The 12,442-nt window shown below is 67.7% G+C and carries 14 protein-coding genes and 1 pseudogene; 9 read left to right on the top strand and 6 right to left on the bottom strand.

Features of this window, described 5'->3' with window-relative positions:
* Positions 1-16 precede the first annotated feature (16 nt).
* The 4 genes from eno to ACSQ9I_RS11020 are packed head-to-tail and all read left to right on the top strand — an operon-like array spanning position 17 to position 3,073.
* Positions 17-1,300, top strand: a complete 1,284-nt coding sequence (gene eno / locus ACSQ9I_RS11035) for a phosphopyruvate hydratase (RefSeq protein WP_093102552.1) — start codon at positions 17-19, stop codon at positions 1,298-1,300.
* A gap of 18 nt (positions 1,301-1,318) precedes the next feature.
* Positions 1,319-1,594, top strand: a complete 276-nt coding sequence (gene ftsB / locus ACSQ9I_RS11030; RefSeq protein WP_093102551.1) for a cell division protein FtsB — start codon at positions 1,319-1,321, stop codon at positions 1,592-1,594.
* A gap of 5 nt (positions 1,595-1,599) precedes the next feature.
* Entirely contained in the window at positions 1,600-2,064 is a 465-nt protein-coding gene (locus ACSQ9I_RS11025) for a hypothetical protein (RefSeq protein WP_436313195.1), read from the top strand.
* A gap of 13 nt (positions 2,065-2,077) precedes the next feature.
* On the top strand, positions 2,078-3,073 hold the full coding sequence (locus ACSQ9I_RS11020; RefSeq protein WP_436313194.1) for a hypothetical protein: 996 nt from the start codon (positions 2,078-2,080) through the stop codon (positions 3,071-3,073).
* Here the strand turns inward: ACSQ9I_RS11020 and ACSQ9I_RS11015 are convergent.
* Both ACSQ9I_RS11015 and ACSQ9I_RS11010 read right to left on the bottom strand, forming a co-directional pair.
* Positions 3,027-4,025 carry an Hsp33 family molecular chaperone HslO gene (locus ACSQ9I_RS11015; RefSeq protein WP_436313193.1) on the bottom strand — a complete coding sequence of 333 codons (999 nt, stop codon included), beginning with the start codon at positions 4,023-4,025 and terminating at the stop codon, positions 3,027-3,029. The two genes, ACSQ9I_RS11020 and ACSQ9I_RS11015, sit on opposite strands and share 47 nt — an antisense overlap.
* 23 nt (positions 4,026-4,048) lie before the next feature.
* Entirely contained in the window at positions 4,049-4,573 is a 525-nt protein-coding gene (locus tag ACSQ9I_RS11010; RefSeq protein ID WP_436313192.1) for a gamma carbonic anhydrase family protein, read from the bottom strand.
* A 39-nt stretch (positions 4,574-4,612) separates the two neighbouring features.
* On the opposite strand from ACSQ9I_RS11010, the gene ACSQ9I_RS11005 reads away from it, so the two are divergent.
* Positions 4,613-5,416: a ferritin-like domain-containing protein gene (locus tag ACSQ9I_RS11005; RefSeq protein WP_436313191.1), complete on the top strand. Its 804-nt coding sequence runs from the start codon at positions 4,613-4,615 to the stop codon at positions 5,414-5,416.
* On the opposite strand, the gene ACSQ9I_RS11000 is transcribed toward ACSQ9I_RS11005, so the two are convergent.
* The 3 genes from ACSQ9I_RS11000 to ACSQ9I_RS10990 all read right to left on the bottom strand — a co-directional run bounded on the left by ACSQ9I_RS11000 (position 5,413) and on the right by ACSQ9I_RS10990 (position 7,707).
* The gene (locus ACSQ9I_RS11000) at positions 5,413-5,865 is read right to left on the bottom strand and encodes a MaoC family dehydratase (protein ID WP_436313190.1); all 453 of its coding nucleotides are present in this window, start codon (positions 5,863-5,865) and stop codon (positions 5,413-5,415) included. The genes ACSQ9I_RS11005 and ACSQ9I_RS11000 overlap by 4 nt on opposite strands.
* Positions 5,866-5,908: 43 nt before the next feature.
* Positions 5,909-7,042, bottom strand: a complete 1,134-nt coding sequence (locus ACSQ9I_RS10995) for a thiolase family protein (RefSeq protein ID WP_436313189.1) — start codon at positions 7,040-7,042, stop codon at positions 5,909-5,911.
* Between the two features lie 86 nt (positions 7,043-7,128).
* Positions 7,129-7,707: a TetR/AcrR family transcriptional regulator gene (locus ACSQ9I_RS10990; protein WP_436313188.1), complete on the bottom strand. Its 579-nt coding sequence runs from the start codon at positions 7,705-7,707 to the stop codon at positions 7,129-7,131.
* Positions 7,708-7,787: 80 nt separating this feature from the next.
* Between ACSQ9I_RS10990 and ACSQ9I_RS10985 the strand changes: the two genes are divergently transcribed.
* From ACSQ9I_RS10985 to ACSQ9I_RS10970, 4 genes and pseudogenes are all read left to right on the top strand, one after another.
* Positions 7,788-9,248, top strand: coding sequence for an FAD/NAD(P)-binding protein (locus tag ACSQ9I_RS10985; RefSeq protein ID WP_436313187.1), 1,461 nt, complete (start codon positions 7,788-7,790; stop codon positions 9,246-9,248).
* Positions 9,249-9,268: 20 nt separating this feature from the next.
* Positions 9,269-9,781: pseudogene (locus ACSQ9I_RS10980) on the top strand (CMD domain-containing protein); the annotation flags it as partial.
* Complete coding sequence (locus tag ACSQ9I_RS10975; RefSeq protein ID WP_436313186.1) at positions 9,778-10,383, top strand: peroxidase-related enzyme; 606 nt, start codon at positions 9,778-9,780, stop codon at positions 10,381-10,383. The pseudogene ACSQ9I_RS10980 and the gene ACSQ9I_RS10975, both read left to right, overlap by 4 nt.
* 48 nt (positions 10,384-10,431) lie before the next feature.
* Positions 10,432-11,409, top strand: a complete 978-nt coding sequence (locus ACSQ9I_RS10970; protein ID WP_436313185.1) for a Bug family tripartite tricarboxylate transporter substrate binding protein — start codon at positions 10,432-10,434, stop codon at positions 11,407-11,409.
* 42 nt (positions 11,410-11,451) lie between these two features.
* On the opposite strand, the gene ACSQ9I_RS10965 is transcribed toward ACSQ9I_RS10970, so the two are convergent.
* Positions 11,452-12,414 (bottom strand): Bug family tripartite tricarboxylate transporter substrate binding protein, encoded by a 963-nt coding sequence (locus tag ACSQ9I_RS10965; protein ID WP_436313184.1) that lies wholly within the window; start codon positions 12,412-12,414, stop codon positions 11,452-11,454.
* Positions 12,415-12,442: the final 28 nt, after the last annotated feature.

The raw sequence follows: 12,442 nt of genomic DNA, 5'->3' as shown, positions 1-12,442 counted from the left end.
TTGAGAAAGAGAAAAGATGAGTGCAATCGTTGACATCGTCGGGCGCGAAATTCTCGACAGCCGCGGCAACCCCACCGTCGAATGCGACGTGCTGCTCGAATCGGGCACCATGGGCCGCGCGGCGGTTCCCTCCGGTGCTTCGACCGGCTCGCGCGAGGCGATCGAGCTGCGCGACGGCGACAAGAGCCGCTACCTGGGCAAGGGCGTGCTCAAGGCGGTGGAGAACATCAACACCGAGATCTCCGAGGCCGTGCTGGGCCTGGACGCGAGCGAACAGGCCTTCCTGGACCGCACGCTGAACGACCTCGACGGCACCGACAACAAGGCCCGCCTGGGCGCCAACGCGACCCTGGCCGTGTCGATGGCCGTGGCCCGCGCCGCGGCCGAAGAATCGGGCCTGCCGCTGTACCGCTACTTCGGCGGCATGGGCGGCATGCAGCTGCCGGTGCCGATGATGAACGTCATCAACGGCGGCGCGCACGCCAACAACAGCCTGGACCTGCAGGAGTTCATGATCATCCCCGTGGGCGCGACCAGCTTCCGCGAAGCGGTGCGCTACGGCGCCGAGGTGTTCCATGCGCTCAAGAAGATCCTGGGCGACCGCGGTATCAGCACCGCCGTGGGCGACGAAGGCGGTTTCGCGCCGAGCGTCGAAAACCATGAAGCCGCGATCCAGCTGATCCTGGAAGCGATCGACAAGGCCGGCTACACGGCAGGCACGCAGATCGCACTGGGCCTGGACTGCGCGGCCAGCGAGTTCTACAAGGACGGCCACTACGTTCTCTCCGGCGAGAACCTCACGCTGTCGGCCGGCAACTGGATCGACATGCTCGCGACCTGGGTCGACAAGTACCCGATCATCAGCATCGAAGACGGCATGCACGAAGGCGACTGGGACGGCTGGAAGATGCTGACCGAACGCCTCGGCAAGCGCGTGCAGCTGGTGGGTGACGACCTGTTCGTGACCAACACCAAGATCCTGCAGGAAGGCATCGACAAGGGCATCGCCAACTCGATCCTGATCAAGATCAACCAGATCGGCACCCTGACCGAGACCTTCGCCGCGATCGAGATGGCCAAGCGCGCCGGCTACACCGCCGTGATCAGCCACCGCTCGGGCGAAACCGAAGACTCGACCATCGCAGACATCGCGGTCGGCACCAACGCCGGCCAGATCAAGACCGGCTCGCTGTCGCGTTCGGACCGCATCGCCAAGTACAACCAGCTGCTGCGCATCGAGGAAGACCTCGGCGACGTCGCCAGCTACCCCGGCCGCGGCGCCTTCTACAACCTGCGCTAGCCCTGCGACCGAGACGCCATGCGTTCACGCATCGTCCCGATCATCCTGGTCCTGTTGCTGCTGATCCTCCAGTGGCAGCTCTGGACCGGGCGCGGGAGCGTGCGCGACGTGGTCCAACTCAAGGACAAGCTGGCCGAGCAGAAGGAGTCCAATGCGCGAGCGGCCGTGACCAACGACCGGCTCAACTCCGAGGTCAACGACTTGAAGGAAGGGCTCGAGATGGTCGAGGAGCGCGCGCGGCAGGAGCTCGGCATGGTCAAGCCCAACGAAGTGTTCGTGCAGATCACGCGCTGAATGCCATGACGCCTGCGCTGCCGGCCGGCTGCGTGATCGCGCTGCTAGGCGCTGATGACGGCGGCAAGACCCAGCTCGCCGAGGCGCTCGCGCAACGGCTTGCGCAGCGCGACATCGCCGCCACGCTCGTGGCCGACCCCTTGCCCGAACACGCGTTCGATGCAACCGCGCTCGAGGCGTATCGCGGCCATGCCCTCATCCTGCTCATCGCCCCGGCCTCGCCGACGCCGATCGACGAGATGCTGCGCAAGGCGCTGATGGACGCGAACCTGAGCTTTGCGGTGGTGCACGGCGAAGGCGCGGAGCAACTGGCCAACGCATGGAATGCGATCAACGCCGCCGCAGACCCCGACGCCCGCCGAAGTGCCGCGCGGGGAGCGGCAGCTGCATGGTCCTGGGCCTGCGACAAGTGCTCCGACCCCGCGTGCGAACACCGGCTGTTCAGCGATCTCGTTGCGAAGCGCTCGTAAAGGAACCGAACGAATGCACCTCAGACTCCGTGCGGCCGCCCTGCTGTGGGCCCTGCTGTCTTCCGCGGCAGTTTCGGCCGCGCCAATCCAGGCGACGATCGACAACGAGACCCACGCGACCGCCTGCGCCGAAGAAGACAACGTTTCGCTGAACCTGAGCGGAAAGAACATCCGCAAATTCCGCGTCGAGGCGCTGCCACCCGCGTACCTGGCATCCATCGACAAAGACATCACTGCGCCGGATTTTTCGGGCTGCAACTTCGATGGCAGCACGCATCCCACGGACCCGCGCCACACCTTCAAGGAGCGCCGCGAAGTGCTGCACGACGGGCCGCGCTGGATGGTCGTCGGCATGACGCTGCCCAGCTTCTGGCGGCCGCACCGCGTGCCGGTGCGCGTCGACGGACGCAAGACCGCAGGCGGGTTCCACATGATCCAGGTCTTCGCGAAGACCGGCGCCAAGCCGCTCGAAGCGCTGGTGATGTACCCCGCCGACGGCTACTGGCGCATCAAGCCGCTGCCGGCACCGCGCTTCGGCGACGGTGTCTACGGTTCGTCCTTCGTGATGGGGCCGGTCGAGCAGGCCGGGCGTCCGGTCGCGAACATCATCGACATTACCATCGACACGCAGCCGCTCCGGTTCAAGCTGAAGTTCGCGAACGGTGGCTCAGCGACTGTCGATGTCCAGGAGATCAGCGCGTCGCGCACCGCGCTCGGCGTCGCCATGAAGCCGGGGCGCCGGCACGGTCCCCGATTCGCGGTCCTGCGCTCGATGTACGTCGCGCCCGACAACGCCGACATGAGCGAGGTGTCGTGGCGGACCACACCGCAAGCCGCCACCGAGACCAAGCCGCTGCCGGAAGTGTCCACGCTGCAGGCGGCGGAAGTGCGCTTCGGCCGCAGCCTCCCTTCGCGCCACAACACGAGCGCGCCGGACATCCGCTTCAGCGGCTTCGAGCGATCTACTGCATCACCGGGCTCGCCGGCAGCTGGGCGCCCGGCGCGGTGAACAGCTGCGCGACATCGACCGCATCGAAGCGGTACTGCTTGCCGCAGAAGTCGCAGCCGACCTCGATATCGCCGCGCTCGACGAGGATGCCCTCGGCCTCCTCCACACCCAGCCCGCGGATCATCTGGGCCACGCGCTCGCGGCCGCAGGTGCATGCGAAATGCGGCCCCAGCATGCCGCTCTGCGGCTCGAAGCGCAGCAGCTTCTCTTCCCAGAACAGGCGGCGCAGGATGGTCTCGACGTCGAGCGTGAGCAGCTCGTCGCGCGTCAGGGTGGAGGCGAGGATCGAGATGCGGTTGTAGTCCTCGTTGTGGCCGATCTGGTCCTCGTTGGCTTGGTTGCGATCGCCGGCGGCCGTGCCTTCGAGGTTGGCCTCGCCCTTCACCGGCAGGCGCTGGATCAGGAGGCCGGCCGCCACCTTGTCGTCGGCCGCGAGCACCAGCGTGGTGTCGAGCTGTTCGCTTTGCAGCATGTAGTGCTGCAGAACCTCGCTCAGGCGGCCGAGCTTCTCGCCGCTGTCGCCGTGAAGCGGCACCACGCCCTGATAGGGCTGCTGGCCCGGCAGCTTGTCCTTGGGGTCGAGCGTGATCGCGCAGCGGCCCTTGTTGCTGACATTGACCATCTCGGGCAGATGCGCATCGGACGCGAGCTCGCCCACCACCTTGGCGGTGGCGCGCAGGCTCAGGTCGGGTTTGACCTCGGCGACGGCGACCTTGACCGGGCCGTCGCCAAAGATCTGCAGGATCAGCGCACCGTTGAACTTGATGTTGGCCTGCATCAGGGTGGCCGCCGCCGTCATCTCGCCGAGCAGTTCGGCCACCGGGGTCGGATAGGCGCCGGTACTCGTGTTGGAGGCGCGCCGCGCCAGGATTTCCTGCCAGGCTTCCGTCAGGCGAACGATCATGCCGCGCACCGGCATGCCGTCGAACAGGAACTTGTGCAACTCGCTCAAGGCAATCTCTCCGAGCGGCTTCTTCAGCCGATCTTCTTCAGGCCCATCGCGAAGCGACGGGCGTTTTTCACATAGTGGTCGGCATTCTGCCGAAGACGGGCGGCGGCGGCATCGTCGAGCGTGCGCACCACCTTGGCCGGCGAGCCGATGATCAGCGAGTTGTCGGGGAACTCCTTGCCTTCGGTCACGACGCTGCCGGCGCCAACGATCGAGTTGCGGCCGATCCTGGCGTTATTCAAGACCACTGCCCCGATACCGATCAGCGAGTTGTCGCCCACGGTGCAGCCGTGGAGCACGACCTGATGGCCCACCGTCACGTTCTCGCCGATGGTCAGCGGCACGCCGGCATCGGCATGCAGCATCGAAAGGTCCTGGATGTTGCTGTTGCGGCCGATGGTCAGGGTGTCGCTGTCGCCACGCGCCACCACGCCGAACCAGATGCTCGCGTTCTCGCCCATGACGACGCGGCCGATGACCTGTGCGCTGTCTGCGACATAGGCGCCCGGTCCAAGCTGCGGCGCCACGCCGTCGATTTCGTAGAGGGCCATCGCCGTGCTCCTGAAGGGGGAAAAACTAGAATTGTAGGGATGCACCCCCGCCTCGGCGCCCTGGCCGCGCTGCGCCTGACAGATCCCGACCGCAAGGTCGCGGCGACGCGCGCCACGGCGGCGCAGGCCGCGCTGCATCCGATGGCGCCGGAGCCCATCCGCGCAGCCGGCGACGAGGCCGGCGTCCCGGGCCGCCCCGATCGCCCGCTGCGCGTGGCCGCCACCGCGGTCGAGAAGCGCTCGCCCTTCACGCCCGAGGGCCGCGCGGCGCTGGTCCATTCGATCTGCCACATCGAGTTCAACGCGATCAATCTCGCGCTCGACGCCGCCTGGCGCTTCGACGGCATGCCCGAGGCCTACTACCGCGACTGGCTGCGCGTGGCCGACGAGGAGGCGCAGCACTTCACGCTGCTTCACGAGCATCTGCGCGGCATGGGCTGCAGCTATGGCGACTTCACCGGCCATGACGGCCTGTGGAGCATGTGCGAGAAGACCAAGGACGATGTGCTCGCGCGCATGGCGCTGGTGCCGCGCACGCTGGAGGCGCGCGGGCTGGATGCGACACCGCTGATCCAGGCCAAGCTCCGGCGCGTGAACACGCCCGATGCGCTCAGGGCCTGCGAGATCCTCGACATCATCCTGCGCGACGAGGTCGGCCACGTGGCCATCGGCAACCGCTGGTACCTCTGGCTGTGCGAGCGAGAAGGGCTCGATCCGATCGCGCACTACCGCGTGCTGTACCGGCGGCACGAGGCGCCGCGCCTGCGGGCGCCCTTCAACCTCGAGGCCCGCGCGCGGGCCGGGTTCACCGACGAGGAACTACAGAACCTGCAGCAAGACTAGCCGGCAGGCCGCCGCGACACCACCAGCTTGGTCGTGAGCCGCTGGCAAACATCGCCATGCTGGTTGAGCGTCTCGCTGCGCACCACCACCATGCCGCGCTCGGGCCGCGAGCGCGAGGGGATCACTTCCAGCACCTCGCTCTCGACATGCAGCACGTCGCCCGGACGGGTCGGCTTCGGCCACTGGATCTCGCCGCCCGAACCGATGATGCCGTCGGCCAGCGGCAGACCGCTTTGAACCAAGAGCCGCATCGTGATCGAGGCCGTGTGCCAGCCGCTGGCCGCGAGGCCCTGGAAGAAGGTGCTTTTCGCTGCCTCCACATCCAGGTGGAAGGGTTGCGGATCGAAGCGCTGCGCGAATTCGACGATCTGCGCCGCGTCCAGCGCCTGTTCGCCGCTCGTGAAGCGAGCGCCCGGCGACAGGTCTTCCAGGTACAGGGTCCCGGCCATGGGGTCTCCTCGGGTGTGGGCGGGGAATCTTGTCACGCGGTGCTCAAACGCGCTCGAGCACCGTGGCGATGCCCTGCCCGCCACCGATGCACTGCGTGGCCAGCGCATAGCGGCCCTTCTCGCGCACCAGCAGCGAAGCCGCCTTGCCCGTGATGCGCGCACCGGTGGCGCCCAGCGGATGGCCGATTGCGAGCCCGCCGCCATCGAGGTTGACGGTGGCTGGGTTCAATCCCAGCTCGCGGATGCAGGCCAGCGCCTGCGAAGAGAAAGCCTCGTTGATCTCGACCACGTCGAGATCAGCCACCGTGAGGCCGGCACGTGCCAGTGCCTTGCGCGTGGCCGGGATCGGGCCGATGCCCATCACGGCCGGGTCGACGCCGACCGTGGCAAAGGACTTGATGCGCGCCAGCGCCTGCAGCCCGTGCCTGGCGGCGAAGGCATCGCTCACGACCAGCACCGCGGCCGCGCCGTCGGTGAGCGGCGAGGAGGTGCCGGCCGTGACCACGCCGTCGGACCGGAACGCCGGCTTCAGTCCGGCCAGCGCTTCGAGCGAGGTGGCCGGACGGATGCAGCCGTCGGCGCTGATCAATTCACCCGAAACTGCGGCGATCGGAACGATCTCGCCGGCGAGCCGCCCCTCATCGCGCGCGGCGGCCGCCTTCCGGTGCGACTGCACGGCCAGCGCCTCCTGGTCGGCCCGGCTCACATGCCAGCGCTCGGCCACGTTCTCGGCCGTTTCGCCCATCGAGATGTAGGCATCGGTGTTCGCCTTCAGCTCGGGGCTGGGCGAGAAGTTGAAGCCGCCCTGCGGCACCATCGTCATCGACTCCACGCCCACGCACAGGAAGGCGTCGCCCATGCCGGACTCGATCTGCGCCGCCGCGATGTGCACCGCCTGCATCGAGGAGCCGCAGAAGCGGTTGACCGTCATGCCACCGACCTCGTGCGGCAGCCCGGCGAGCAGCCCGACGATGCGCGCCAGGTTGTTGCCCTGCGCGGCTTCCGGATAGGCGCAGCCGAGGAGGATGTCTTCGAGCAGCGAGGGGTCGAGGTCGGTGCGCCGCAACAGGCCCTTGACCACTTCTGCGGCCAGCGTGTCGGGCCGCACCTCGGCCAGGGCGCCCTTCCTGGCGAAATGGAAGGGGGAACGGGCGTACCCGGCGATGACGGCTTTCATGGGTTTCTCCTTTGCATAACTACCTACCAATCGGTAGCCATTCGAGACAAAAATAAGGCACGCTTGAACGTGCCTCGACAACGGTGTCAGCTCGCGAGCGAGCGCTTCAACTGGGCAATGCTTTCATCGAAATCGTCCACGCGGCCGGTCATGCGCGCGGCCAGCAGCGCGCCCTGGCAGACGGCAAATACATAGGCGGCCAACTCGCCGACCGGTGCCGACGGCTTGCGGCCCGAGGCCAGCGCCCCGAGCACGCCGGTGAGCCAAAGCACCTGCGCGCTGCGCAAGTCGCGCACCGCCTGCCGCAGCTCGTCGTTGATGCAATCCCAGCCGGGCGCAAGCGCCCCCGCGGGGCAAACGCCCTCGCCGGCATGCAGCCCGTTGCGGTACATGCAGAAATAGGCATCCAGCGCGGCCTGCGGCGAGCGCTCCTTGGCGACCGTCCAGTCCTTGAAAGCCTGCATGGCTTCGCGCAGCACCTCGATGCCGAGCGCTTCCTTGGTCGGGAAATGGTGATACAGGCTGGGCTTGCGGATGCCGATCGCGTTGGCCACGTCCTGGAAGCTGAAGCCCAGATAGGAGCGCGTCTGGATCAGCTCTCGCGCCACGCGCAGGATCTGCTCCCGCGTGGAGGCGCCGGCCAAGTCGGTCGAAGTCGCATTCATTTACCTACTATAAGGTAGGTAATTCCGAAAGACAAGCGCATGCCCCTCATTGCGAAATTCATCCCCTCTAAGATTCCTTCATGACACAACCCCTCACTCCCGGCTTGGCCGCTCTGGAAGCACGCGTGCGCCAGGACCTGGCCTGGCTGGATCTGCCGTCCAAGGATTGGGTGATCGCCCTTCCGCACCAGGGCAGCGATGTGCTGCCGGTAGCGATCATCGGCGGCGGCATGGCAGGCATGGCAGCCTCTGCGGCGCTCCTGCAACTGGGCATCAAGGCGCCGATCTTCGACCAGTCCCCCGAAGGCTTCGAAGGCCCGTGGGCGACCACGGCCCGAATGGAGACGCTGCGCTCGCCCAAGCAACTGACCGGCCCGGCGCTGGGCTTGCCGTCGTTGACTTTCCGCGCCTGGTTCGAGGCCCAGTTCGGCCTGCCTGCCTGGGACGCGCTCGACAAGATCCCCCGCCTGCAATGGATGGATTACCTGCGCTGGTACCGCCGCGTACTGGAACTGGACGTCCGCAACCAGCACCGCGTGCACGCCGTGCTGCCGCGCGCCGATGGTCTGGTGGCCCTGGACATCGAATCGCCCGACGGGCGCGGCACGGTCCTGGCCCGGCGCGTGGTGCTGGCCACCGGCCGCGACGGCCTGGGCGGCGCCTGGGTCCCGGCCTTCGCACGCCTCCTGCCGCCCGAACGCTGGGCCCATTCGTCCGATGCCATGGACTACCGAACGCTGGCCGGCATGCGGGTCGGCGTGATCGGCGCCGGTGCCTCGGCAATGGACAGCGCGGCAACCGCGCTGGAAGCCGGCGCGGCCAGTGTGGACCTGCTGATCCGCCGCCCCGACATCCCGCGCGTCAACAAGGGCAAGGGCGCGGGCAACGCCGGCATGACGCACGGCTTTCTGGACCTGCCCGACGCATGGAAATGGCGCATCCGCCACTACATCAACGTGCAGCAGACCCCGCCGCCGCAGGGCAGCACCTTGCGCGTGTCGCAACGTCCGAATGCGCGCTTCAACCTCGGCTGCGCGATTCTCGATGTGCAGTGGACCGACGGGCTGTTGAAGGCGTACACCTCCAAGGGCCTGTTCACGCTGGACTTCCTGATCCTGTCGACCGGTTTCCGCATCGATTGGCATGCGCGGCCCGAGTTTGCAGCGCTGGCGCCGCACATCCGCGCATGGAAAGACCGTTACACCCCGCCGGCCGGCGAGGAAGACGCCGAACTCGCGGATTCGCCCGACCTGGGCGCCGCGTTCGAGCTGCAGGAAAGGCGGCCGGGCGCCTGCCCCGGCCTCTCGCGCGTGCACTGCTTCTGCTACCCCGCCGCGCTGACGCATGGCACCGTCTCCGGCGACATCCCCGCCATCAGCGATGGCGCGAAGCGGCTGGCGCAAGGCATTGCCAGCCTGCTCTACCGCGAAGACATCGAGATGCACTACACCCGCCTGCAAGCCTACGACGAGCCCGAGCTGCTGGGCAACGAATGGACGCCGGCCGATTCCCCCGCCATCGAAGAAGGACAACGCACATGAGCTCATCCACCTCCTACAACCCGGCCGAGGACCTGGTCGACCGCATCGTCGGCCTCGACGCCGCAGGGCAAGGCAGCGCCACCCATGCGCTGCGCCACCAGCGCGACAAGGTGGCGGCCGCGACTCAGGGCAGCTACGACGCGCTGTTCGACCCTGCGCTGCCGGGCCTCTCGCTGCGCGAGCGTTTGCTGGTGGCGTTGTATGCATGCCGCCTGACGCCGGCCCCCGAACTGGCCGCGCATTACCGCGAGCGGCTGCAGGCCGAAAGCACCGAAGCCGGGCTGATCGAGGCGGTGGCAGGCGGCACGGCCCAAGGCGCAGGCGATGCGCGCCTGCAAGCACTGCTCACGTTCACCCGTACGCTGATCGAGCGTCCGGTCGAAGGCGACCGTGTGGCCGTGCAGGCGCTGCCGGCCGCCGGCGTAGCCACGCCGGCCGTGGTGGCCCTGTCGCAACTGATCGCGTTCCTCTCGTACCAGACGCGGCTGGCGGCAGGTCTGAAGGCGATGAAGAGCCTGGAGGCCGGCGCATGAGCAACGGCATCATCCGATCGCGCGGCTTCACCAACGAAACGCTGGGCTGGAGCGCCTGGCTCGACGTCGTGACGCTGGACCAGGCCACGCCCGAGCAGATCGCGGTACTGGAAGAAAGCCATCCCAAGGCCAAGGTCTCCGACTACTACCTCTTTCTGGTGCACCAGCCTGAAATCCTGCGTCAACGCTCGACCGCGTTCAACGCCATCATGTACGCGCCCGGCGGCATGTCGCGCGCTGAACGCGAGCTCGGCGCCACGGTGGTGTCGCGCATCAACGGCTGCGTCTACTGTGCATCGGTGCATGCGCAACGCTTCGAGCAGCTGGCCAAGCGCAACGACGTGATCACGCAGGTCTTCGACGACCCGCACACGGCCGGCACCACGCCGCGCGAGCAGGCGATCGCGCGCTTCTCCATCGCCTTGACCGCTGCGCCCGATCAGGTGTCGGCCGACAGCATCCGCGCACTGAAAGACGCCGGCCTCGACGAGACGGAGATCCTGGACCTGATTCACTCGGTCGCCATCTTCGCGTGGGCCAACCGCTTGATGCTGAACCTGGGCGAACCGGTGTTCCCGCAGCAACAACCCGTCGCGCCCTGACGCCGGCCCGGCCCATTCATTTTTCTTCCCATTTCCCTGGAGTGCCCGATGAAGCTTCGTCTTGTTCCTGGTGTCGTCGCCGCGGTGGTGGCGCTGGCATGCGTTTCGGCCCAGGCGCAGACCGCCCCCGGTGCCAGGACGATGCGCATCGTCGTGCCGTTTGCAGCCGGCGGCGCACAGGACGCGATGGCCCGCTACCTGAGCACCAAGCTTGCCGAACGGCTGGGCTATCCGGTCGTCGTGGACAACAAGGCCGGTGCCGGCGGCGTGATCGGCGCCGACACCGTTGCCAAGGCCACGCCCGATGGCAGCACGGTGCTGCTCGCCACCGGCGGTGCCATCTCGATCGCGCCGCACCTCAATGCCAAGCTGCCCTATGACCCCCGGCGCGACCTCGTTTCGGTCGCGTTGGTGGCCGATACGCCGATGACGTTGTCGGTGCGCGCGCAGAGCCCCTACACCAGCGTGGCCGACCTGGTGCGCGATGCCAAGGCGCGTCCCGGGGAGGTCAGCTTCGGATCGAGCGGCAACGGCTCGGTCTCGCATCTGACCGGCGAGCTCTTCGCGCAGTCCATGGGCGTGAAGCTTCTCCACGTGCCCTACCGTGGCGGCAGTCCCGCCATCACCGACCTGCTGGGTGGACAGGTGGCGGCCATCGTGACCAGCACCTCTTCGATCGACCCGATGGTGGAAGACAAGAAGGCACGCGTTCTGGCCACCTTCACGAAAGCACGCATGAGTGCCATGCATGGAGCGCCGACGATGGCGGAGGCCACCGGCGTTCAAGGGCTGGAGGTGCCGGTCTGGGTCGGGCTGCTGGCGCCGGCCAAGACCCCGGCCGCGCTGATCGACAAGCTGGCCAGCGAGATGACGGCCGTCTGCCTGCTCCCGGAGACACAGGAACGCTTCAAGGGCCTGGGGGCCGTTCCCGCCTGTGGGGGGCCGAAGGAACTGGACCGCGTGGTGACAGACGACTTCCAGCGCTGGGAGCGCGTGATCCGCCAAGGCGGCATCAAGACCGAATGAGCCCGGGACGCAGGCCCGGCTCGCGTGCCGGCAAAGGTCGCCTCAGTCCATCTTGATACCGGCCGCCTTCACGATGCGCGCATTGTTCTCGTACTCGGCCGCGATCTCGTCGGCAAAGGCCTCGGCACCGCCACCGGTCGGCACGTTGTCGGTGGCCGTCAACTTGGCGCGCAGCTCGGGGCTGGCGAGCGCCTTGTTGATCTCCGCGTTGTACTTGGCGATCAGGATCGGTGGCGTGGCGGCCGGGGCGAACACGCCGAACAACGAGGTGAGGTTGGCCTCCGGATAGCCCAGCTCGCCCAGCGTCGGCACCTTCGGAAGGCTTTCGAGCCGCGCCGGCGCCCCCACGGCCAGCGGGCGCAGCTTGCCGGAACGGATGTGCGGTGCGACGGCGGGCCCGGCATTGATCGAAAGAATCTCGAACTGCGCGCCCAGCGCATCGTTCATCTGCTGTGCCCCGCCCTTGTAGGGCACGTGGGTGATGTCCACCTTCGCGGTCGCACGCAATTCCTCGAGCACGATGTGGCCGAGCGAGGCCTGGCCCGAAGTGGCCCAGCGCACCGCGCCGGGCCGGGCGCGCGCATCGTCGATCAGGGTGCGGAAGTTGCGGGTGCCGGTCGCTTCCGTGGCCAGCAGCAGCACCGGCGAATACATGACGCTCGCCACCGGCGCGATGTCCTTCTGCGGATCGAAGGGCGATTTGCCCAGATGCGGATTCAGCACCAGCGGGCTGATGGCCGAGAAGCCCAGCGTCGCGCCGTCCGGTGCCGCCTTGGCAACCGCGTCCATGCCGATCGTGCCGCTGGCGCCTGCCTTGTTCTCGACCACCACGGTGCTGCCCAGCTGCGCGCCGAGCTTGTCGGCCAGCGCGCGGGCGACGATGTCGCTGACGCCGCCGGTCGGATAGGCGACGACCATGCGGATGGTCTTCGGCACGGCCTGCGCCTGTGCCACCGAAGCCGCCGCGAAGAGAACCATGGCGGCCCATGCTTTCCTGCAACTCATTGCTGCGTCTCCTTGCGAGCATTCATTT

The organism is Variovorax sp. LjRoot84 (assembly GCF_964254305.1).
Taxonomy (GTDB): Bacteria; Pseudomonadota; Gammaproteobacteria; order Burkholderiales; family Burkholderiaceae_C; genus Variovorax.
This window is presented reverse-complemented; position numbering and strand designations above follow the sequence as displayed.